This window comes from Polaromonas sp. (genome assembly GCF_013817205.1).
Lineage (GTDB): Bacteria > Pseudomonadota > Gammaproteobacteria > Burkholderiales > Burkholderiaceae_C > Polaromonas.
Genome location: NZ_JACDDD010000037.1, coordinates 1 through 20,849, shown reverse-complemented (window position 1 = coordinate 20,849; position 20,849 = coordinate 1). Strand labels below are relative to the sequence as shown.

Genomic DNA, 20,849 nt, shown 5'->3' with positions numbered 1-20,849 from the left:
CCAGCAGTTATCGGTCCTGCGGCAGCTGTATCTGCGCACGCAAGTGTTGTTAAGTCACAACCGCGAATGATAACGATACTTGGGCACCCTGAACGACCTCACCGACCACCCGATTCGAAATATCGATGCGGGCGCCGTGCTCGTCGGCAATTTTTTTGACCACCGCCAGACCCAGCCCGGTGCCTTTGACTTTGGTTGTGACGTAGGGCTCAAACGCCCGTTTCAGGATGTGTTCAGGGAAGCCACTGCCGTTGTCGCGCACCGTCAAGCGCACGCGGCGAGAACTTGGCGAGAACTCGGTCTTGAGCGTGACCAGCGCCGTGCGCCCAGCCGGTAGTCCCTCCTGAGCGTCTTGGGCGTTTTGCAACAAGTTGTGAATAACCTGCCGAATCTGTTGTGAATCCGCCTTGATGTCGGGGCAACCGGACTCCAATTCCGTCTGCACCAGGACCACCGCGTTGTCACTGGCGTAGAGTTGGATCACATCGTTGACCAGGGCGTTGAGGTCCACGGGCTTGAGTTCGGCGGCGGGCAAGCGCGCATAGTCCCGGAATTCGTTGACCAGCCGCTTCATGGCATCAACCTGGTCGACGATGGTCTTCACCGATTTGGTCAGCAGGATCTGTTCGGGCTCGGCGACCTTGCCTGTGAGCTTCATTTCCAGCCGTTCGGCCGAGAGCTGGATAGGCGTCAGCGGGTTTTTGATCTCATGGGCGAGGCGCCGCGCCACTTCGCCCCAGGCCTGGGCGCGCTGGGCCGAAACCATCTCGGACACGTCGTCGAACACCAGCAGGCATTCGTTGCCGGGCATCTTGGCGCCGCGGGCGATCAGTGTGATGGCGTTTTCGGGTGTGCCCGGTTGCGCCGCATTGAGCTCGAAGGACTGCTGCCAATGTTCGATGCCGTGCAGTGTGTTCTCGCCAAAATAGGTGTCGAACTGTGCCTGTACCCCCTGCGCAAAGGCTGCCATGCCGGGGACCTCACTCAGGGGCTGACCCTGATGCGCCGCCAGTGGTACACGCAGGATGCGGGTGGCGCCAGGGTTGCTGGTCTGAATGCGCCCGTGAAGGTCCAGCACCATCACACCTGCCGTCAGGTTGTCGAGAATGGTCTGCAGGTTGGCACGGGCCGCATCGACCTGGTCCATGCTTTTCTGCACGGCACCACGCGCATCAGCAAGCTGCTGGGTCATGTCGGCAAAAGATCGGGTCAGCCCGCCCAGTTCGTCCTTGCCCTGCAATGCAGCCTTGGGCGTCAAATCACCCTGCGCGACCTGTTTGACGCCCTCAGCGAGGACCAGAAGCGGGCGAGCCAGCTGGTTACCCAGCACCACGGCCAGCAGCACCGCCCCAAACACAGCCAAAAACAGGCTGAGCGTGAGCGTGCCTATGTACATCTTGCGCAGGCCGCCACGGGCCAGAGCGCGTTCCTGGTACTCGCGATTGGCTTCCTGCACCGCAATGGCATTGGCCACCAGACTCGCGGGCAACAGCTCAGTCACCTGCAGGAAACGGTTCTCGCCGAACAGGCCCACACCGGCGCTGCTAACCAGCGCCAGCGCCTTGATTCTGGGCGCGGTGCTGGCGTCGGCGGGGGCCCTGGTCGCAGGTGACGCGGCTGGCTCGGCGCCGCCTGCCTCTGCAGCGGACAGGGCCACTTCGTCGAGGCCCTCGATCTGCGTGGCCACACGCTGCGCTCGTGCATTGCGCAGCAGTTGCCCGGGCGGGCGCTCGGGCTTGATCGAGTAACGCGAATCGCCGGCGCTCGCGATCATCTGGCCGGAGGCCGTCCACAGCACCACGTCGCTGGCCGCAAGCTGGTCACGCAGGCGCTCCAGTGCCAGGCCCGCAGTGGCATCAGGTGTCTGGGCCAGTTGGCCTGCAGCTGCCCGGGTTTTGTTCGCCAGTTCGGCCGCCAGGGTATCCAGCGTGACGCGGCCCAGATTCAGGCCGGCGTCCAGAGCACCTTCGACCTTTACATCGAACCAGCTTTCGATGGAGCGCGAGACGAACTGGTAGGACACGACATAAATCATCATGCCCGGCATCAGGCCCACGAGGGCGAAAATGGCCGCCAGCTTGACCAGCAACCGGCTGCCGAACTTTCCCTTGCGCAAACGCAAAAACAGGCGAAGCACAATCCAGCCGATCACCAGCAGCAGCAAGCCGGCCACCGCCACGTTCAACGCAAACAACAGGACGTAATTGCGCTCGTACAGTTCGCGGTTGCCGGTCGCCTGGGTCAGCAGGAACATCAGCACCAGCCCCAGCGCAGCCATCACACCCACACCCACGCCGACGGTCCAGCGGAACGCCGGGCTGCTTTTTAGCGTCGACACCTGCCGCTGGGGGCTCACTTCACCGCCTCTTTGGCCGTTTCCCTGACAGGATCGGGCGTCAGCGACATATCGCGCAACGGTTCCGCCACCAGTTGCCGGCTGTCTTCAACGGCAATGGTCCAGTCGCGCTGGCCCGCCACACCGATCTGGAAAGGACGCGGCAGCTGCGACAGGTCCAGCCGGAAACGAAACTCGACGTTGTGTCGGGCGGCGGCGTCGATTTCAGCGGCGTCGGCGATACGCCAGCGCGAGATGCGCTGGATCGCGGCCAGTGCGTCGGACAGGGTGTCGTAATTCTGGCTCAGAGAAGCGCGCAGGCCGGTCACGCTGATCGCGCCGGGCAGGATGTTCAGGCGCCAGCGCCGGGTCAGCGGCTGATAAGCCAGACGCATGGTGCGGGTGGCGGTGGTGATGCGCTTGTCATACCAGTACCAGCGGCCGCGGTAGATGTCGGCTTCGGCCACAAAAAACATGGGAATGCCCTTGATCAAGGCGTCTTCAACGACCGGGGGCAAATCGAAGCGGACGGCGGCGGAGAGGTAAACCGACTCGTCGGAACGCTCCATCCGCAGCTGCGTGACTTCTGCGGCCTGCGTCGCGGGGCTGGCAAACGCCATCACGACACAGGCAAAAAACGCCAGCAGCCCGCGCCGCATCGCCTCACAAGCTGCGTTTTTCAAAAACTGCGTAATAAAAGCCGTCATGGTCACCCTGCAAATTGTCCGGGAAGACGGTCTCCTGCACCCCAGTTTGAGGCAGGAAATGACCGGGTGACGGCATGAAATGGACGTCTTTGTGGCGCGTAACAAACGTTTGCGCCTGCTGCTCGCCTTCAGCCCGGAAAACCGAGCAAGTGCAAAAAAGCAGGCGTCCGCCGGGTTTGAGCAGTGGCCAAAGCATATCAAGGAGCTGCTTTTGCAGGGCTGCCAGCTGCGCGATGTCGGTGGGACGGCGCAGCCAGCGCACATCCGGGTGTCGGCGCACGATGCCCGAGGCAGTGCAAGGCGCGTCCAGCAGGATGCCGTCATAGGGCTGACCGTCCCACCAGTCTTGCGGCCTTGCGGCATCACCGACACGTACATCGGCCTGCAAACCCAGGCGCTGCAGGTTCTGCCTGACACGCTCGCAGCGCCGGGCGTCGATGTCGAGCGCTGTCACGTCGGCGTCTGCCAGCTCAAGCAGGTGGGCAGTTTTTCCGCCTGGTGCCGCGCAAGCGTCGAGCAGGCGCAGGCGGCCGCCGGTGGGCGGACTAAGGCCGTCCAGCAACATCGGGGCGGCCCGTTGTGCGGCCGCATCCTGGACTGAAAAATGTCCTTCCAAGTAGCCGGGAAGCGAAGGCACCGGCTGGGCGCTTGCCAGCACCAGGCCGTACAAGCCGGACTGTTTTGCTCCTGTATTGATAGCTGTCAGCGCTTGCTGGTAGAGGGCCGGGGTCGTTTTTCGTTGATTAATCCGAAGCGTCAGTGGGGCGCGGCTGTTATTGGACCGCAAAATGGCCTGCCATTGCATGGGATGGTCCTGGCGCACCCGGTCTATCCACCACTGCGGATGGTTCCAGACGGCTTGCGGGTGTTTTTCCGTCTGCGCCAGCAGCATCTCACGCTCGCGCAGGAAGCGGCGCAGGCAGCCGTTGATGAAACTGGCCTGATGGCGCGTTTCCTCGCTGCGTTTGGCAGCTTCGACCGCCTGGTCCACCAGGGTATGCGCGGTGTAGGGTGCACCCTCGTCGGTCCAGATCAGCGCCAGCGCCACGCAAAGCAGCGCGTCGGCCTCTGGCGGCGGCGGGCGGCTGGCCATTTGCTGGCGCAGCGCCTCGGCACGGCCCAGCTGGCGCAGCGCGTGAAAGCCCAGCGCCTGGACGCCAGGGCGGATGGCGGCATCCACCTCTTCGAGTGCGGCCGTCATCGAGCGGCCAGCACGCACGGCCATCAGTAAAAAAGCCGCCCCCTGGAGTTGGCGCCACAGGGGGACTTGTTGGGTTGAGTTGTCTTGCATTAGGCTCACGAATGTCGCCCAAAACGGGCGACTTTCCCGTATTAGACCAGCCGCAAGCCCTTTCACCGTTTACCCCGAATTGCAAGCAGGGGCCGCGGGACCGGCTTAGCCGGACCGCAGGCGCAGCGGCCCCTTTGGGGGGCAGGGAGTTACGCGAAGCGAACGACCGTGGGGGCCAGCTTCAGACCAGCGTGTCCGACCAGATGTTGCTGGCCCAGTTCATCGCATACACGCCTTCGAGCTCGGACGGGGCGGTGCTGACGCCGCCAGAGCCCGCCACTGTCTTGAAGGTTTTTTCTGCGGCGACATACTCGTGCATGCTGGCCACATGGATGACGTTTTTGTTGTCCACAAAGCTGTAGCAGGTGTTGGTCAGCATGGGCGCAGGATTGATGTCCCAGCCCGACAGCTGCGCCACGATGGCGGCCGCCGCGACCTTGCCATGGCTGTTGGCCATGTGGCCGCTTTTGGGCATGGCCGGGGCGATCTGGATCGAGTCACCGAGCACAAACACGTCTTTCGCGGCGGTGGACTCGAAGCTCTGGTAGTTGACACCGCACCAGCGGTTGTTGGCCATGTTGTTCAGGCCGGTCTGCACCGCGATGGCGCCGGCGCGCATGGACGGCAGCACATTGAGCACATTGGCCTTAACGTCATCCTGCACATCGAACTTGATCACGCCGGTCCGGGCATCAACCGCGGTCGCCCTGTGCTGGCCGCGATATTCAATGATGCCCTTGTACTGCTCGGCCCAGACCTTCTTGAACAGCGGGCCCTTGGAGGTCACGTCGGGATTGGCGTCGAGGATCAGCACCTTGCTGCGGGGCTTGAAGGCCTTGAAGTAGCCGGCAATCACCGAGGCACGTTCATACGGGCCGGGCGGGCACCGGTAGGGCGCTTCAGGAATCGTGATCGCGTAGACGCCGCCGTCGGGCATGGCTTCGAGCTGCCTGCGCAGTGCCACAGTCTCGGGTCCAGCTTTCCAGGCCTGCAGAATCTGCCCGGCGGCCTGCGCCTGCTGCAGGCCCTCGATGCTGCTGTACATCAGGTCAATGCCCGGAGAGACCACCAGCTTGTCATAGGCGATGGTCGCGCCACCGGCCAGCGTGACGGTCCTTTTTGCGGTATCTATCCTGCTGGCCACGTCCCTGACAACCGTGACACCATGGTTTTTGCTCAGGCCGGTATAGGCGGTAGTGATGTCACCGATCTGCTTGCTGCCGCCCAGCACCAAATTGGAGATGGGGCAGGAGACGAACGCAGCCTGCGGTTCGATCAGCACCACGTCGATCTTGTAGTCGGACAGTAGGCGCACGTATTTTGCTGCCGTTGCACCGCCATAACCGCCACCGATCACCACAACTTTGGCTTTGGAGGGAACTGAGGTGGTGGCGCACGCGGTCAGGCCGAGCAGGCTCAGGGCGGCGGAGGACTGGAGGAAGGAGCGTCTTTGCATGAATGTTCCCCCTTATTTTTTCTGTGCGACAAAGTAGCCGGCCAGTGTGTCAATTTGGGCGTCGCTGTAGCCCTTGCTGATCTGGTGCATCACCGTAGCGGGCCGCGTGCCGGTCTTGAAGGCTTGCATCTGTGCCGCGAGGTAGTTTTTGTCCATGCCGGCGAGGGGCAGCACGCTCGAACCCGGGACCGCCCTTCCGTCCGTACCGTGGCAGTTGGCGCAGGTGGCGGCCAGGCTGCGGGTGTACAACGCCTGGGCGGGAGCAGTCTGGGCATAACTCAGAGATGACGCGAGCGCACAGAGCGCCAGCAGCGAGCTTGTAATGATAATTTTCACAGTTTCTCCTCACAGTTTCGACATAAATCCAATTTAACGCGCCCCACGACGCGGGCCATAGGGAGTATCCAGTACGCAGCCGGGGGATGCATGGAAGGTGTTCGAATCTTTTGTGATGTGCTTATTCGCCGGAAGCTCATAACAGGGCGCCGGGGTGTGTCGGCGCCAGCGCATCTTGCGCCGGGTCGGCGCCAGGAGACAGCGCCGGCATGGCACGGCCATAAATCCGGCGAATGCGTTCGGCCAGCGGTGGGTGGGAGTCCAGCCATTGCGTGCCCGCCTGCTGACCGACCAGCAGCATGTGTTGGACCGCCGGATGAAAGCCACGGATCGCCCCGGCACCACGCCCAGCGGCCACCTTGCGCAACACGCCACCCAGCCCGTCCTTGCTGCGCGTGAACTGCACCGCCCTTGCATCGGCCAGAAACTCGCGCTGGCGTGAGACCGCCGCCTTAAGGGCACGGCCCGCGACCCACCCCAGAAATCCGGCGGCCATGATGGCCAGCCCGGGCAACGCCAGCGCCGAGCGTCGGTCATTCTCGTCCCGCTCACACATGCTCGAGCCCAGGTTGAAAATCAGCTCCAGCCCGAACACCATGCCGGCCAGGCGCATGTTCAGCCGGGTGTCGCCTTCCCGGATATGACTCAGCTCGTGCGCCACCAGCCCCTGCAGCTCGTCACGGGTCAGCCCATCAAGCGCACCGCGTGTCACCGCAATCACCGAGTCCTCCTCATCCCATCCGGCGGCAAACGCATTAATGCTTTCGGCCCGCTCCAGCACCATGACCTGCGGCGTGCGCATGCTGGCGGCAATCGCCAGCTCTGCGGCGATGTTGCACAGCTTCTGCTCGTCAAAACGGCTGGCCGGCCAGGCTTCGCGCGCACCAGCGCGGCGTGCCAATTTTTCGCCGCCACCTTCCAGGCTGGAAGTTTCCAGCCACCAGCCCCCCAGCACAAACACGAGGGTCATAACGGTATTGACGATGAAGAAATGCGCGGGATACCCGCTGAAGCCCGGCGTGACCAGGCGCCATGTCAGCGCCAGCGCGGCGTTGATGCCCAACACCAGCAGCAGCACGGCCAGCGCAAACAGCAGAAGCAATTTGCGGGTCTCCGCGCGCGCCCGTCCCTGTTGCTCGAAAAAACGCATACTCAAACCGTTCAGGTGCGCCAGCCACAGCGGGGAAGGTCCGCGCGCGGTCGCGACACCGACGGAGCCTTCTCATCGCCAGCCGGGGCCGCGGATCCGGCTCCGCCGGTCCGCAGGCGCAGCGCCCCCGAGAGGCTGGAGCCTGCGGCTCCAAAGCTGCTTGCGCAGCTTTGGACAGGCGGCAGAAGCGAAGCCTCTGGCGAGCGGCGGCCTGCAAGGCCTCGCGAAGCACACGCAGTGGCGAGCGTGGGGGCCATGTTCACATCTCGATGCGCACAGCCTGGCGCTCAGCAGCACTTTGGGTGGCCTGCAACATCGCGGCGGACGCAAAGCCGAACACGCGCGCAACCAGCAGCGCGGGAAACTGCGCCTGCGCGTTGTTGTAGTCGAGCACGCAGTCGTTGTACGCCTGGCGCGCAAAAGCCACCTTGTTTTCGGTGCTGGTGAGCTCTTCGTTGAGTTCCCGGATGGTTGCGTCCGCCTTGAGCTCAGGATAGGCCTCGTTCAAAGCGAAGAGTCGATCCAGGCTGCCCGTCAGCGCCTGCTCGGCTACTGCCAGCGCCAGAACTTCCGGCGCATGGGTGGGACGGCTGCGCGCCGCGTCGCTGGCCGAGCGTGCCTGGTTGCGCGCGGCAATCACGGCTTCCAGGGTTTCGCGCTCGTGCAGCAGGTATTTTTTGGCGGCCTCCACCAGATTGGGAATCAGGTCGTAGCGGCGCTTGAGCTGCACGTCAATCTGGCCAAAGGCATTGGCAATCAGGTTCTTCAGGCGCACCAGCCGGTTGTAGGCGCCGACGGCCCAGAACAGCAACAAGGCAAACACGGCAATCAGGATCAGGGACTGGGTGGACATGGCGACTTCTCTCCAAATGCAGCGACAGTGCTGCGCCTTCAAGCGACTTCGCGACTGTAGCCGACAAGCGCGGGCGCCGTACAGCCCCGCACAGCCCCGCACAGCCCGATTCGCAGCCCATTCTTCGCTTTTTGAATGAAAAACGCCCCACGCCCTTTATTCAAGGACATGGGGCGCTCCGCTTTTTATAGCGTCAAAAAGCAGCAATTACTCGCTGGCTGCACCTTCGCTGGTTTGCTCGGGCAGGGCTTCCAGCTCGGCCGCTTCGGCTTCGGCGATGGCGCGGCGCTCGGCGTCGTCCATCTGATCCTTGGCCTTGCGTGCCTCGTGATAGGCCATGCCGGTACCGGCAGGAATCAGGCGTCCGACGATCACATTCTCTTTCAGACCACGCAACTCGTCGCGCTTGCCCATGATGGCAGCCTCGGTGAGAACGCGGGTGGTTTCCTGGAAGGAAGCCGCAGAAATGAACGAGTCGGTGGACAGCGAGGCCTTGGTGATACCGAGCAACAGGTTGCTGAATGTCGCCGCAATCTTGCCGTCTGCACGCAAGGCGTCGTTGGCATCCAGAATGACCGAACGCTCAACCTGCTCGCCGGCAATGTAGTTGGACTCACCGACGTTCTCAACCACCACGCGGCGCAGCATCTGACGAACAATCACTTCAATGTGCTTGTCGTTGATCTTCACGCCCTGCAGACGGTAAACGTCCTGCACTTCGTCGACGATGTAGCGGGCCAGCTCTTCCATGCCCAGCAGGCGCAGGATGTCCTGTGGATCGGCCGGGCCGTCCACAATCGACTCGCCCTTGTTCACGACCTGGCCTTCATGCACCAGGATGTTTTTCTCCTTCGGAACCAGGTCTTCCCAGACCTTGCCTTCGGGATCCGTGATCTGCAAGCGGATCTTGCCCTTGGTTTCCTTGCCGAAGGACACGGTACCGGTCATCTCTGCCAGCGTTCCCTTGTCTTTCGGGGTACGGGCTTCGAACAGCTCGGCCACACGCGGCAGACCGCCGGTGATGTCACGGGTTTTCTGGCCTTCGACCGGAATACGCGCCAGCACTTCGCCGGGGCCCACGTCCTGGCCATCACGCACCTGCACCAGCGCGCCAATCTGAAAGCCAATCGTCACCGAGTGATCGGTGCCGGGGATCTTGACTTCATTGCCGGTGGCATCAATGAGCTTGACCTGCGGGCGAACCACCTTGGTCACGCCACGACGCTTCGGATCGATCACCACCAGGGTGGACAGACCGGTCACTTCGTCGAGTTGCTTGGCGACCGTCACGCCTTCTTCCACATTTTCGAAGAGCACCTTGCCGGCAAACTCCGTGATGATGGGGCGGGTCAGCGGATCCCAGTTGGCCAGAATGGCGCCGGCCTTGATCTGCTGGTCGGCCTTGACGTTCAGCACGCCACCGTACGGCACCTTGTGGCGCTCACGCTCGCGGCCATGCTCGTCATGGATGACGATCTCCCCGGAACGGGCAATCACCACCAGTTCGCCCTTGCTGTTGGTCACATAACGCATTGGTGCATTGAAGCCGATCACGCCGTTGGACTTGGCTTCGACGCTGGACGCAATGGCTGCGCGTGATGCGGCGCCACCGATGTGGAAGGTCCGCATGGTCAGCTGGGTGCCCGGCTCGCCGATCGATTGCGCGGCAATGATGCCGACCGCCTCACCGATGTTGATCAGGCCGCCACGGCCCAGGTCGCGGCCGTAACACTTGGCGCAAAGGCCGAAACGTGTTTCGCAAGTCAGGGCCGTACGCACCTTGACTTCGTCAACGCCCGCAGCTTCGAGGTCCTCGATCAGGTCCTCGTCCAGCATGACGCCGGCTTTGGCCAGCACACCACGATTTTCGGGGTGCAGGATGTCTTCCACCGCAGTCCGGCCGAGGATACGGTCACGCAGCGATTCGATGACCTCACCACCCTCGACGATGGCGCGCATCAGCGAGCCGTCCTGGGTGCCGCAATCCTCTTCCGTCACCACCAGGTCCTGAACCACGTCGCACAGGCGGCGGGTGAGGTAACCGGAGTTGGCGGTTTTCAGCGCCGTGTCGGCCAGGCCTTTACGCGCACCGTGGGTGGAGATGAAGTACTCCAGCACGTTCAAGCCTTCACGGAAGTTGGCGGTGATCGGCGTTTCGATGATGGAGCCGTCAGGCTTGGCCATCAAACCGCGCATGCCAGCCACCTGGCGGATCTGCGCCGCAGAACCGCGAGCGCCGGAGTCGGCCATCATGTAGATGGAGTTGAAGGATTCTTGCTCGACTTCCTTGCCGTGGCGATCCGTGACCCTCTCTTTGGAGAGCTGGGCCATCATCACCTTGGACACTTCGTCGCCGGACTTGCCCCAGATATCGACCACCTTGTTGTAGCGCTCACCGGAGGTCACCAGACCCGAGACATACTGCTGCTCGATCTCTTTGACTTCCTTCTGGGCGCGGGCAATGATGCTCGGCTTTTCCTTGGGGATCAGCATGTCGTCGATGCAGATGGAGATGCCAGCCTTGGTCGCCAGGCGGAAGCCGGACTGCAGCAGCTTGTCGGCAAACACCACGGTCTCTTTCAGTCCGCACTTGCGAAAAGACACGTTGATCAGCTTGGAGATTTCCTTCTTCTTCAACGCCTTGTTGATGTTGGAGAAAGGCAAACCCTTGGGCAGGATCTCGGACAGCAGGGCACGGCCGCCGGTGGTCTCCCACAGCTTGGTCGATGGCACGAACTCGCCGCTGGCCTTGTCCTTGGTCCACTCGGTCAAACGCACACTGATGCGGGCGTTCAGGTCAAGCTCGCCCGCGTCAAAGGCGCGGCGGACTTCGCCGGTATCGGCGAACACCAGGCCTTCGCCCTTGCCATTGGTACGGTCGCGGGTCGTGTAATACAAGCCCAGCACCACGTCCTGCGAAGGGACGATGGAGGGCTCGCCGTTGGCCGGGAACAGGATGTTGTTCGATGCCAGCATCAAGGTGCGCGCTTCCATCTGCGCCTCAACCGACAGCGGCACGTGGACAGCCATCTGGTCACCGTCAAAGTCGGCGTTGAAGGCCGAGCAGACGAGCGGGTGCAGCTGGATGGCCTTGCCTTCGATCAGGATGGGCTCAAATGCCTGGATGCCCAGGCGGTGCAGCGTGGGCGCCCGGTTGAGCATCACCGGGTGCTCCTTGATCACCTCTTCCAGGATGTCCCACACCACCGGCGTGCCGGATTCGACTTCCTTCTTGGCAGCCTTGATCGTGGTCGCGATGCCCATGGCTTCGAGGCGCGAGAAGATGAAAGGCTTGAACAGCTCCAGGGCCATCAGCTTGGGCAGGCCGCACTGGTGCAGCTTGAGCGTCGGGCCCACGGTGATCACGGAGCGACCCGAATAGTCGACACGCTTGCCCAGCAAGTTCTGGCGGAAACGGCCCGACTTGCCCTTGATCATGTCGGCCAAAGACTTCAGCGCGCGCTTGTTGGCGCCGGTCATGGCCTTGCCACGGCGACCGTTGTCCAGCAGGCTGTCCACAGCCTCTTGCAACATGCGCTTTTCGTTGCGGGCAATGATTTCCGGCGCCTTCAGCTCCAGCAAACGGCGCAGGCGGCTGTTGCGGTTGATCACGCGGCGGTACAAGTCGTTCAGGTCCGAGGTCGCGAAGCGGCCACCGTCCAGCGGGACCAGCGGTCGCAGGTCCGGCGGCAACACCGGCAACACGTCCAGCACCATCCAGTGCGGCTTGATGCCCGACTTCTTGAACGCTTCCATCAATTTCAAACGCTTGGCGTTTTTCTTGATCTTGATTTCAGACCCGGTCAGGTCATTGCGCAGCTTGTCGATTTCGACGTCGAGGTCCAGCCCTTCGAGCAGGTCCTTGATGCCTTCGGCGCCCATCTTGGCGGTGTACTCGTCACCGTATTCCTTGCGCTTGGCGTCGTAGTCGTCCTCGGACATGATGCTGAATTTCTTCAGCGGGGTCATGCCGGGGTCAGTCACCACATATGCTTCAAAGTACAACACGCGTTCGATGTCGCGCAGTGTCATGTCGAGCACCAGGCCCAGACGTGACGGCAGCGACTTCAGGAACCAGATGTGTGCGCACGGTGCGGCCAGGTCGATGTGACCCATGCGTTCGCGGCGAACCTTGGTCTGCGTGACTTCAACGCCGCACTTCTCGCAGATGACTCCGCGGTGCTTGAGGCGCTTGTACTTGCCGCACAGGCATTCGTAATCCTTGATCGGGCCAAAAATCTTGGCGCAGAACAGGCCGTCGCGTTCCGGCTTGAAGGTGCGGTAGTTGATGGTTTCAGGCTTTTTCACTTCGCCGAAAGACCACGAGCGGATCTTTTCGGGCGAGGCCATGCCGATCTTGATGGCATCAAAATGCTCATCCGGCGTGAATTGCTTGAACAGGTCGAGTAATGATTTCATGAGTTAAATCCTTTTCTTTCCTGTTGATTAGCTGCGTTCGAGTTCGATGTCGATACCGAGCGAACGAATCTCTTTGACCAGCACGTTGAACGACTCGGGCATGCCGGCCGTGATCGCGTGCTCGCCCTTGACAATGCTTTCGTAGACCTTGGTACGGCCCTGCACGTCGTCGGACTTGACGGTGAGCATTTCCTGCAGCGTGTAGGCAGCGCCGTAGGCTTCCAGCGCCCAGACCTCCATCTCGCCAAAGCGTTGTCCACCGAATTGCGCCTTGCCGCCCAGCGGCTGCTGCGTAACCAGCGAGTAGGGGCCGGTCGAGCGGGCGTGCATCTTGTCATCCACCAGGTGGTGAAGTTTCAGGAAATGCATGTAGCCCACCGTGGTGGTGCGCTCGAACGCGTCACCGGTGCGGCCGTCATACAGCTGCGCCTGGGTGCGGGTTGCGGTCAGGCCCTTGGCTTTGGCGATGTCGTCAGGATAGGCGAGCTGCAGCATCTGCATGATCTCGGCTTCCGACGCACCGTCAAACACCGGTGTGGCAAACGGAACACCCATCGTCAGGTTGCTAGCCATCTCGAGGATGTCGGTGTCCGACAACTTGGCCAGGTCTTCAGCACGACCGGACTTGTTGTAGATCGTCTCCATGAACTTGCGCAACTCCTGCACCTTGGCTTCCGCCTGCAGCATGTCCCCGATGCGGTGGCCCAAGCCCTTGGCCGCCCAGCCCAGATGCACCTCCAGCACCTGGCCCACGTTCATCCGCGAAGGCACGCCCAGCGGGTTCAGCACGATGTCGCACGGCGTACCGTCGGCCATGTGCGGCATGTCCTCGATCGGGACGATCTTGGAGACCACACCCTTGTTGCCGTGACGTCCGGCCATCTTGTCGCCGGGTTGCAGGCGGCGTTTGACAGCCAGGTAAACCTTGACCATCTTCAGCACGCCGGCAGGCAGCTCGTCGCCCTGTGTCAGCTTCTTGCGTTTTTCTTCAAACGCCAGGTCAAAGCTATGGCGCGTCTGCTCCATCGAGTTCTTGATGCTTTCAAGTTGCGAAGCAACTTCATCATCCGCAGGACGGATGTCGAACCAGTGGTACTTCTCGACGTCGGCCAGATAGGCCTTGTCAATCTGGGTGCCTTTGGCCAGCTTTTTCGGGCCACCGTTGGCAACCTTGCCATTGAGAAGCTTCTCGATACGGTCAAACGCGTCGGCTTCCACAATACGCAGCTGGTCGTTCAGGTCCAGACGGAAGCGCTTGAGCTCGTCGTCGATGATCTGCTGGGCACGCTTGTCGCGGACAATGCCTTCACGGGTGAAGACCTGCACGTCGATCACGGTACCCTGCGAACCCTGGCTCACGCGCAGCGAGGTGTCTTTCACATCGCTGGCTTTTTCGCCGAAGATCGCACGCAGCAGTTTTTCTTCCGGTGTCAGCGTGGTCTCGCCTTTCGGTGTGACCTTGCCGACCAGCGTATCGCCCGGCTGGACTTCAGCGCCGACATAAATAATGCCGGACTCGTCGAGACGGTTGAGCTGCTGTTCGGACAGGTTGGGAATGTCGCGCGTGATCTCTTCGGAGCCCAGCTTGGTGTCACGGGCCATGACCACGAGTTCTTCGATGTGAATCGAGGTGTAGCGGTCTTCCGCCACCACACGCTCGGAGATCAGGATCGAATCCTCGAAGTTGTAGCCGTTCCATGGCATGAAGGCGATCAGCACGTTCTGGCCGATGGCGATCTCGCCAAGGTCGGTGGACGCGCCGTCGGCAATCACGTCACCCTTGGCCAGCTTGTCGCCAATCTTGACGATGGGACGCTGGTGGATGTTGGTGTTCTGGTTGGAACGCTGGTACTTGATCAGGTTGTAGATGTCCACGCCGACTTCGCCGGCCAAGGCTTCTGCATCGTTGACACGCACCACAATGCGGGTGGCATCGACGTAGTCCACAACACCGCCGCGGGTAGCCGTCACCACGGTGCCGGAGTCGATCGCGGCAACGCGCTCGATACCCGTGCCGACCAATGGCTTTTCAGGTCGCAGCACAGGCACGGCCTGACGCGACATGTTGGCGCCCATCAGCGCGCGGTTGGCGTCATCGTGCTCCAGGAAAGGAACCAGCGATGCAGCCACCGAGACGATCTGCGCAGGCGACACGTCCATGTACTGGACGCGCTCGGCGCCGACCAGCACGGACTCGCCGTTTTCTCGGGCAGATACCAGGTCGCCCGTCAGCTTGCCAGCATCGTCCAGCGCCGCATTGGCCTGGGCGATGACGTATTTGCCTTCTTCAATAGCGGACAGGTAGTCGATCTGGGTCGTGATCTTGCTGTCCACCACACGGCGGTACGGCGTTTCGATAAAGCCATATTCGTTTAGCCGGGCATACAGGGCCAGCGAGTTGATCAGGCCGATGTTCGGACCTTCGGGCGTTTCAATCGGGCAGACGCGGCCGTAATGCGTGACGTGCACGTCACGCACTTCAAAACCGGCACGTTCGCGGGTCAAGCCACCGGGGCCAAGGGCCGAAACACGGCGCTTGTGGGTGATCTCGGCCAGCGGATTGGTCTGGTCCATGAATTGCGAAAGCTGTGAGGCGCCGAAGAACTCTTTCAACGCCGCCGAAATCGGCTTGCTGTTGATGAGGTCATGGGGCATCAGCGGCTCCTGCTCGGCTTGGCCCAGACGCTCTTTCACGGCTTTTTCGATACGTGCGAGACCGGTGCGGTATTGGTTTTCAGCCAGCTCGCCGACGCAACGCACGCGGCGATTGCCAAGGTGGTCGATGTCATCGACCTCCCCATTGCCATTGCGCAGGTCCACCAGAATCTTGACGACAGCCAGGATGTCCTCATTGGTCATGACCATGGGACCAGTAGAAGTGTCACGGCCCACACGGGCATTGAACTTCATGCGGCCGACTTTCGACAAGTCGTAAGTGTCCGGGTTGTAGAACAGGCGCTGGAACAGGGCCTGAACCGCATCTTCTGTTGGCGGCTCGCCGGGACGCATCATCCGGTAGATTGCAACGCGGGCGGCGAATTCATCTGGTGTTTCGTCTGCGCGCAGGGTCTGGGAAATGTAGGCGCCCTGATCGAGTTCATTGGTGTACAGAACCTGCAGGTCCTGCACATTGGCCAGACGCAATTTCTTTAGCAAGACTTCGGTCAATTCATCGTTGGCCTTGGCAATGATCTCGCCGGTCTCTGCATCAACAATGTTCTTGGCGACCACGCGACCGATCAGGAAATCTTCGGGAACGCTGATGGTGGATGTACCGCTCTGCTCAAGTTCGCGCGTGTGACGCACGGTGATGCGCTTGTCTTTCGCAACGACAACTTTGCCGTTTTTGTCGGTGATATCGAAACGGGCCACCTCGCCGCGCATGCGCTCGGCAACAAACTCCATCTGCGCGCCGCTGTCCATCACGCGGAAGTTGTCGAACACAAAGAAGTTCGCAAGAATGGACTCGGGGTTCAGGCCGATAGCCTTGAGCAAAATCGTGACTGGCATCTTGCGGCGGCGGTCGACGCGAAAATACAGCACATCCTTGGGGTCGAACTCGAAATCCAGCCAAGAACCGCGGTAAGGAATGATGCGGGCAGAGAACAGCAGCTTGCCCGAGCTGTGCGTCTTGCCCTTGTCGTGTTCAAAAAACACGCCCGGCGAGCGGTGCAGCTGGGACACGATCACGCGCTCGGTTCCGTTGATCACGAACGAGCCCTTGTCAGTCATGAGCGGAACTTCGCCCATGTACACCTCTTGCTCCTTCACTTCCTTGACCACCTTGGATTGCGAAGTGGAAGACTCGCGGTCATAAATGATCAGCTGGACCTTGGCGCGCACGGCTGACGCGAAAGTCAGGCCGCGGGTCTGGCATTCACGCACATCAAAGGCGGGTTTGGCCAGGTTGTACTCGATGAATTTCATCTCGACAAAACCGTTGTGCGAGACGATGGGGAAGGCGTTTTCGAATGCAGCCTGCAGGCCTTCGACGGTACGCTTCTGTGGCGCACGATCGGCTTGCAGAAACGCCGTGTAGGCGTCTTTTTGCATCTGCAGCAGGTAAGGGACATTCAGCACGCTTTCGCGGCTGCCGAAACTTTTGCGAATTCGCTTGCGTTCGGTATAGGAATAGGCCATGAGTTCTCCGCTTGGATGGAACGCAAACCGGTATGGGCAACCGGCTTGTTAAGCTCTGGCGACTGTCTTGAATGAATACACCACGTAATCAAACAGACTTGGTGGTTGGCCACTACCAACCATGGCGGACGGCAACGCATTGCACGTTGCCCGAACCAAGGCGCTTCCTGCAGTCGGGGTCAGGAAGCACTGGCAAGAAGATTTTCGTCAAATCTGCTTGCCAGTGTTTCCAAAGAGGCTAAAAGGCCGGCATTGCAGCGCTTTTAACGGTACTCCTTGAAAGCACGAAAGGCTGGAAGCCGAAACCGGCTTCCAGCCTTCGAAAAACACAAGGATTACTTGAGTTCGACTTTCGCGCCGGCTTCCTCAAGCTTTTTCTTGGCAGCTTCTGCATCGGCTTTTGGAAGGCCTTCCTTGACGTTCTTCGGAGCGCCATCGACCAGGTCCTTGGCTTCTTTCAAGCCCAGGCCGGTGATTTCGCGAACGGCCTTGATGACCTGAACCTTCTGCGCGCCAGCTTCGAGCAGAACGACGTTGAAGTCGGTCTTCTCTTCAGCAGCCGGTGCAGCAGCACCGCCGCCGCCACCGCCAGGTGCGGCCATGGCTGCAGCGCTCACGCCAAATTTCTCTTCGATGGCCTTCACCAGATCGTTGAGTTCGAGGACCGTCATGCTGTCGAGCGCGGTCAAAAATGAGTCTTTGTCGAATGCCATTTTGATTTCCTAATAAGTTGGTACAAATTCAAGCTGCTACAGCTTCGGGCTCTGCTGCCGGGGCTTCGCTTGATGCGTCGGTGCCGCCACCGCCCTTTTTCGCCGCCAGCGCGCCCAGCACTACGGCCGTACGCGAAATGGGCGACATCAGCAAGCCACACAACTGGGCGAGCAGCACTTCTTTCGAAGGGATGTTCGCAAGCTGCTTGACGCCGTTCACGTCCAGGACTTTTCCGGACATGGCGCCTGCGCGAATCACCAACTTGTCGTTGGTTTTCGCGAAGTCGGCCACTACCTTGGCGGCAGCGACAGCGTCTGTGGAAAAGCTGTAGATCAACGGACCGGTCATCTGGTCGGACAGGACGTCAAACGCGCTGCCAGCCACGGCGCGGCGAGCCAAGGTGTTTTTCAACACGCTCAGGGTCACGCCTTTGTCGCGGGCTTGGCTGCGAAGCTTGGTCATGTCAGCGACCGTGATGCCACGGTATTCCGCCATCACGAGCGTTTGAGCTTTAGCGGCGAGGCCGGTCACTTCATCAATGACGGCTTGTTTCTCACTGCGGTTGAGACTCAAGGTCTACTCCTTAATAATGTGTTTTTCAGATTGCGCCTTCGCGCTCCCCGATCCACACGCCTATGTTCAGCGACCAACTGTTTCAGATTCTTTTCAAAACCATTCAGCAGCGGGATCGCCATCTGCGTTGGCTGTCTTGCGACGATTAAGCGGCAGACTTGCGTCCTGTCGCACCAACGGTCCTGGATGGCCTGCCGCAGCCGAAACCCCGGCAGCCCACCACTTCGAACTGCCCTTGCGAGCCGTTCAAATTCTCGCGATTACGCCGAAATGGTTTGCGTGTCGACGCGAACGCCCACGCCCATCGTTGACGAAACCGCCACTTTCCTCAGGTACACGCCCTTGCTCGACGCAGGTTTGGCCTTGGTCAACGCATCGATCAGTGCAGCCAGGTTGCCCTGCAGCTTGTCGTTGTCGAAAGAGCGACGGCCAATGGTGCCGTGCACGATACCGGCTTTGTCCACACGGAACTGCACTTGACCGGCTTTGGCGTTTTTCACGGCCGTGGCCACATCAGGAGTCACCGTGCCGACTTTCGGATTGGGCATCAAACCACGTGGGCCGAGGATCTGGCCCAGGGTACCGACGACACGCATGGCGTCAGGCGATGCGATCACAACGTCGAAGTCCATCTTGCCAGCCTTGATGTCGGCAGCCAGATCGTCCATGCCGACGATGTCAGCGCCAGCGGCCTTGGCTTCTTCAGCCTTGGCGCCTTGGGCGAACACAGCCACACGTTTGGTTTTGCCAGTGCCGTTAGGCAACACGACAGCGCCGCGAACGACTTGGTCGGATTTCTTGGCATCAATACCGAGTTGGACGGCCACGTCGATGGACTCATCGAACTTGGCGACGGCAAACTCTTTAACCAGACCCAGGGCGTCAGCCACGGGGTACAGCTTGTTGCTGTCGATTTTGTCGCCAATGGTTTTTTGGCGCTTGGTCAGCTTGCTCATACAACACCCTCCACCGACACGCCCATGGAGCGAGCCGTACCAGCAATCGTACGAACTGCAGCGTCGAGGTCTGCAGCCGTCATGTCTTTCATTTTCGTCTTGGCGATTTCTTCCAGCTGTGCGCGGGAAATCTTGCCAACCTTCACCGTGTGCGGTGTAGCAGAACCCTTGTCCAGCTTGATGGCCTTCTTGATCAGGACGCCTGCGGGAGGCGTCTTGATGACAAAGGTGAAGCTCTTGTCAGCAAATGCCGTGATCACCACAGGCAGTGGCAGACCGGGCTCAACACCTTGGGTCTGGGCATTGAATGCCTTGCAGAATTCCATGATGTTCAGGCCGCGCTGACCCAACGCCGGGCCAATCGGGGGGGACGGGTTGGCCTTACCAGCTGGCACTTGCAGCTTGATGAAGCCGACGATTTTTTTCGCCATACTTTTCTCCTTGCGGGTACTAACGCCAAGACGCTGTTAAAAACAGGTCCGGGCTCCCCGGGGGTTACACAACTCAATCAGGCTCTTGCGAACCCTTCGCGCCGAGTTGCAAAGCGCGAAAATTTAAAACTAGATCGAAATTCAGGTTTTTTCGATCTGGCTGAATTCCAGCTCAACCGGTGTCGCGCGGCCAAAAATCGTTACCGATACGCGCACCTTGTTCTTGTCGTAATTGACTTCCTCAACGGTACCGTTGAAGTCGGTGAATGGGCCGTCCTTGACGCGCACGTATTCGCCGGTTTCAAACTCGACCTTGTGGCGCGGCTTCTCGGTGCCGACCTGCATCTGACTCACGATTTTCTGGACGTCTTCCTCCGAAATCGGAGCCGGGCGGTTTTTTGCGCCGCCAACAAAACCCGTCACCTTGTTGGTGTGCTTCACCAGATGCCAGGTCTCGTCATCCATGACCATTTCGACCAGCACATAGCCGGGGAAGAAACGGCGCTCGGTGGTTTTTTTCTGACCATTCTTGATTTCAACAACTTCTTCCGTCGGCACCAAGAAACGACCAAACTTGGCCTGCATGCCGGCGCGGTTGATGCGCTCGACAATGTTGCGCTCAACGGCTTTCTCCATGCCCGAATAGGCATGCACGACATACCACTGCATGCCGGGGGTCGGCTGCAGGGATGTGCCAGCCGCCACTTCGCTGATCACGTCACCGTTCATATCGCTCATTATTTTTTCCACCCCAAGATCAGGTCGTAAAACACCCACTCAAGCGTTTTATCCGTGAGCCATAAAAAGAGCGCCATCACCACTACAAAACCAAAAACATAAGCCGTCATCTGCATGATTTCCTTGCGGGCAGGCCACACAACCTTCTTGACCTCACGCCAGGAATCACGCCCAAAGGCGACAAACTGCTTGCCCGGCTCGGAAGTCATGAACACGATCACGGCCGCTACAAGGCCAGCAAGCAAGCCTCCCCACTGGGCGATCTGGCCTTGCTTGGCCAGCAGGTAAAAACCGACGAATGAAGCCACGACCAGAGCAAGGGCCAGAGCCAGCTTGGCTTTGTCAGCGACGGTGCTGACGGTTTCGACTTGAGAAGTGGCCATGAGCGCCTGATTCCTGTTCAATCTTCATGCGTCTTTTCAGACGCTTAAGCCCACCTGGGATCCTGGGACTCCCGGCGGGCTTCGCTTTACTGTCTTTTCCAACCACCGGGCGGCATCAACACCTGTCAAGGCCGGGTGGCAGGGGCAGTAGGAATCGAACCTACAACCTTCGGTTTTGGAGACCGACGCTCTGCCAATTGAGCTATACCCCTCCGTCAAACCTCGCAAAAATGTTCAGTGCTTACGCAATGATCTTGGCCACAACACCGGCGCCGACGGTCTTGCCGCCCTCGCGGATGGCGAAACGCAGACCCTCTTCCATGGCGATCGGGTTGATCAGCTTGACGGTGATCGACACGTTGTCGCC

General features: G+C 60.6%; 15 protein-coding genes, 1 tRNA gene and 1 pseudogene. All 17 read right to left on the bottom strand.

What is annotated here, in order from left to right; genetic code table 11:
- Window positions 1-49: 49 nt before the first annotated feature.
- A complete protein-coding gene (locus tag H0W47_RS10370) occupies window positions 50-2,356 on the bottom strand; it encodes an ATP-binding protein (RefSeq protein ID WP_296923975.1) in 2,307 nt (768 codons plus the stop codon).
- The gene (locus H0W47_RS10365) at window positions 2,353-3,042 is read right to left on the bottom strand and encodes a DUF4390 domain-containing protein (protein ID WP_296923973.1); all 690 of its coding nucleotides are present in this window, start codon (window positions 3,040-3,042) and stop codon (window positions 2,353-2,355) included. The genes H0W47_RS10370 and H0W47_RS10365 overlap by 4 nt, the downstream gene beginning before the upstream one ends.
- Window positions 2,999-4,333 carry a 16S rRNA (cytosine(967)-C(5))-methyltransferase RsmB gene (rsmB, locus tag H0W47_RS10360; RefSeq protein ID WP_296924008.1) on the bottom strand — a complete coding sequence of 445 codons (1,335 nt, stop codon included), beginning with the start codon at window positions 4,331-4,333 and terminating at the stop codon, window positions 2,999-3,001. Before rsmB ends, H0W47_RS10365 begins: the two co-directional genes overlap by 44 nt.
- Before the next feature lie 181 nt (window positions 4,334-4,514).
- A complete protein-coding gene (locus H0W47_RS10355) occupies window positions 4,515-5,789 on the bottom strand; it encodes an FAD/NAD(P)-binding oxidoreductase (protein ID WP_296923971.1) in 1,275 nt (424 codons plus the stop codon).
- A gap of 12 nt (window positions 5,790-5,801) precedes the next feature.
- Complete coding sequence (locus H0W47_RS10350) at window positions 5,802-6,101, bottom strand: c-type cytochrome (protein WP_296924006.1); 300 nt, start codon at window positions 6,099-6,101, stop codon at window positions 5,802-5,804.
- 160 nt (window positions 6,102-6,261) lie between these two features.
- The gene (locus H0W47_RS10345) at window positions 6,262-7,275 is read right to left on the bottom strand and encodes a M48 family metalloprotease (RefSeq protein WP_296924004.1); all 1,014 of its coding nucleotides are present in this window, start codon (window positions 7,273-7,275) and stop codon (window positions 6,262-6,264) included.
- 259 nt (window positions 7,276-7,534) lie between these two features.
- Window positions 7,535-8,128 (bottom strand): LemA family protein, encoded by a 594-nt coding sequence (locus H0W47_RS10340; RefSeq protein WP_296923969.1) that lies wholly within the window; start codon window positions 8,126-8,128, stop codon window positions 7,535-7,537.
- Window positions 8,129-8,335: 207 nt separating this feature from the next.
- Window positions 8,336-12,547 carry a DNA-directed RNA polymerase subunit beta' gene (gene rpoC / locus H0W47_RS10335; protein WP_296923967.1) on the bottom strand — a complete coding sequence of 1,404 codons (4,212 nt, stop codon included), beginning with the start codon at window positions 12,545-12,547 and terminating at the stop codon, window positions 8,336-8,338.
- A gap of 27 nt (window positions 12,548-12,574) precedes the next feature.
- Window positions 12,575-16,687: a DNA-directed RNA polymerase subunit beta gene (gene rpoB / locus H0W47_RS10330; protein ID WP_296923965.1), complete on the bottom strand. Its 4,113-nt coding sequence runs from the start codon at window positions 16,685-16,687 to the stop codon at window positions 12,575-12,577.
- A 335-nt stretch (window positions 16,688-17,022) separates the two neighbouring features.
- A complete protein-coding gene (gene rplL, locus H0W47_RS10325) occupies window positions 17,023-17,400 on the bottom strand; it encodes a 50S ribosomal protein L7/L12 (RefSeq protein ID WP_296923963.1) in 378 nt (125 codons plus the stop codon).
- Window positions 17,401-17,428: 28 nt separating this feature from the next.
- Window positions 17,429-17,974 (bottom strand): 50S ribosomal protein L10, encoded by a 546-nt coding sequence (gene rplJ, locus H0W47_RS10320; RefSeq protein ID WP_296923961.1) that lies wholly within the window; start codon window positions 17,972-17,974, stop codon window positions 17,429-17,431.
- A gap of 260 nt (window positions 17,975-18,234) precedes the next feature.
- Complete coding sequence (gene rplA, locus H0W47_RS10315; RefSeq protein ID WP_296923959.1) at window positions 18,235-18,930, bottom strand: 50S ribosomal protein L1; 696 nt, start codon at window positions 18,928-18,930, stop codon at window positions 18,235-18,237.
- Window positions 18,927-19,361, bottom strand: a complete 435-nt coding sequence (gene rplK, locus H0W47_RS10310) for a 50S ribosomal protein L11 (protein ID WP_188708843.1) — start codon at window positions 19,359-19,361, stop codon at window positions 18,927-18,929. Before rplK ends, rplA begins: the two co-directional genes overlap by 4 nt.
- A 141-nt stretch (window positions 19,362-19,502) precedes the next feature.
- Window positions 19,503-20,090 carry a transcription termination/antitermination protein NusG gene (gene nusG, locus H0W47_RS10305; protein WP_296924002.1) on the bottom strand — a complete coding sequence of 196 codons (588 nt, stop codon included), beginning with the start codon at window positions 20,088-20,090 and terminating at the stop codon, window positions 19,503-19,505.
- A gap of 8 nt (window positions 20,091-20,098) precedes the next feature.
- A complete protein-coding gene (gene secE / locus H0W47_RS10300; RefSeq protein WP_296923953.1) occupies window positions 20,099-20,482 on the bottom strand; it encodes a preprotein translocase subunit SecE in 384 nt (127 codons plus the stop codon).
- A gap of 136 nt (window positions 20,483-20,618) precedes the next feature.
- A tRNA-Trp gene (locus tag H0W47_RS10295) sits at window positions 20,619-20,694 on the bottom strand.
- Window positions 20,695-20,723: 29 nt separating this feature from the next.
- A pseudogene (locus tag H0W47_RS10290) lies at window positions 20,724-20,849 on the bottom strand (elongation factor Tu); the annotation flags it as partial.

Excerpts from the sequence above, each read along its gene's own strand:
- secE (WP_296923953.1), bottom strand. The coding sequence starts at position 20,482 with ATGGCCACTTCTCAAGTCGAAACCGTCAGCACCGTCGCTGACAAAGCC.
- nusG (WP_296924002.1), bottom strand. The coding sequence starts at position 20,090 with ATGAACGGTGACGTGATCAGCGAAGTGGCGGCTGGCACATCCCTGCAG.
- rsmB (WP_296924008.1), bottom strand. The coding sequence starts at position 4,333 with ATGCAAGACAACTCAACCCAACAAGTCCCCCTGTGGCGCCAACTCCAG.
- rplK (WP_188708843.1), bottom strand. The coding sequence starts at position 19,361 with ATGGCGAAAAAAATCGTCGGCTTCATCAAGCTGCAAGTGCCAGCTGGT.
- H0W47_RS10365 (WP_296923973.1), bottom strand. The coding sequence starts at position 3,042 with ATGACGGCTTTTATTACGCAGTTTTTGAAAAACGCAGCTTGTGAGGCG.
- rplL (WP_296923963.1), bottom strand. The coding sequence starts at position 17,400 with ATGGCATTCGACAAAGACTCATTTTTGACCGCGCTCGACAGCATGACG.
- rpoB (WP_296923965.1), bottom strand. The coding sequence starts at position 16,687 with ATGGCCTATTCCTATACCGAACGCAAGCGAATTCGCAAAAGTTTCGGC.
- H0W47_RS10340 (WP_296923969.1), bottom strand. The coding sequence starts at position 8,128 with ATGTCCACCCAGTCCCTGATCCTGATTGCCGTGTTTGCCTTGTTGCTG.
- rplA (WP_296923959.1), bottom strand. The coding sequence starts at position 18,930 with ATGAGCAAGCTGACCAAGCGCCAAAAAACCATTGGCGACAAAATCGAC.
- H0W47_RS10355 (WP_296923971.1), bottom strand. The coding sequence starts at position 5,789 with ATGCAAAGACGCTCCTTCCTCCAGTCCTCCGCCGCCCTGAGCCTGCTC.
- H0W47_RS10345 (WP_296924004.1), bottom strand. The coding sequence starts at position 7,275 with ATGCGTTTTTTCGAGCAACAGGGACGGGCGCGCGCGGAGACCCGCAAA.
- rpoC (WP_296923967.1), bottom strand. The coding sequence starts at position 12,547 with ATGAAATCATTACTCGACCTGTTCAAGCAATTCACGCCGGATGAGCAT.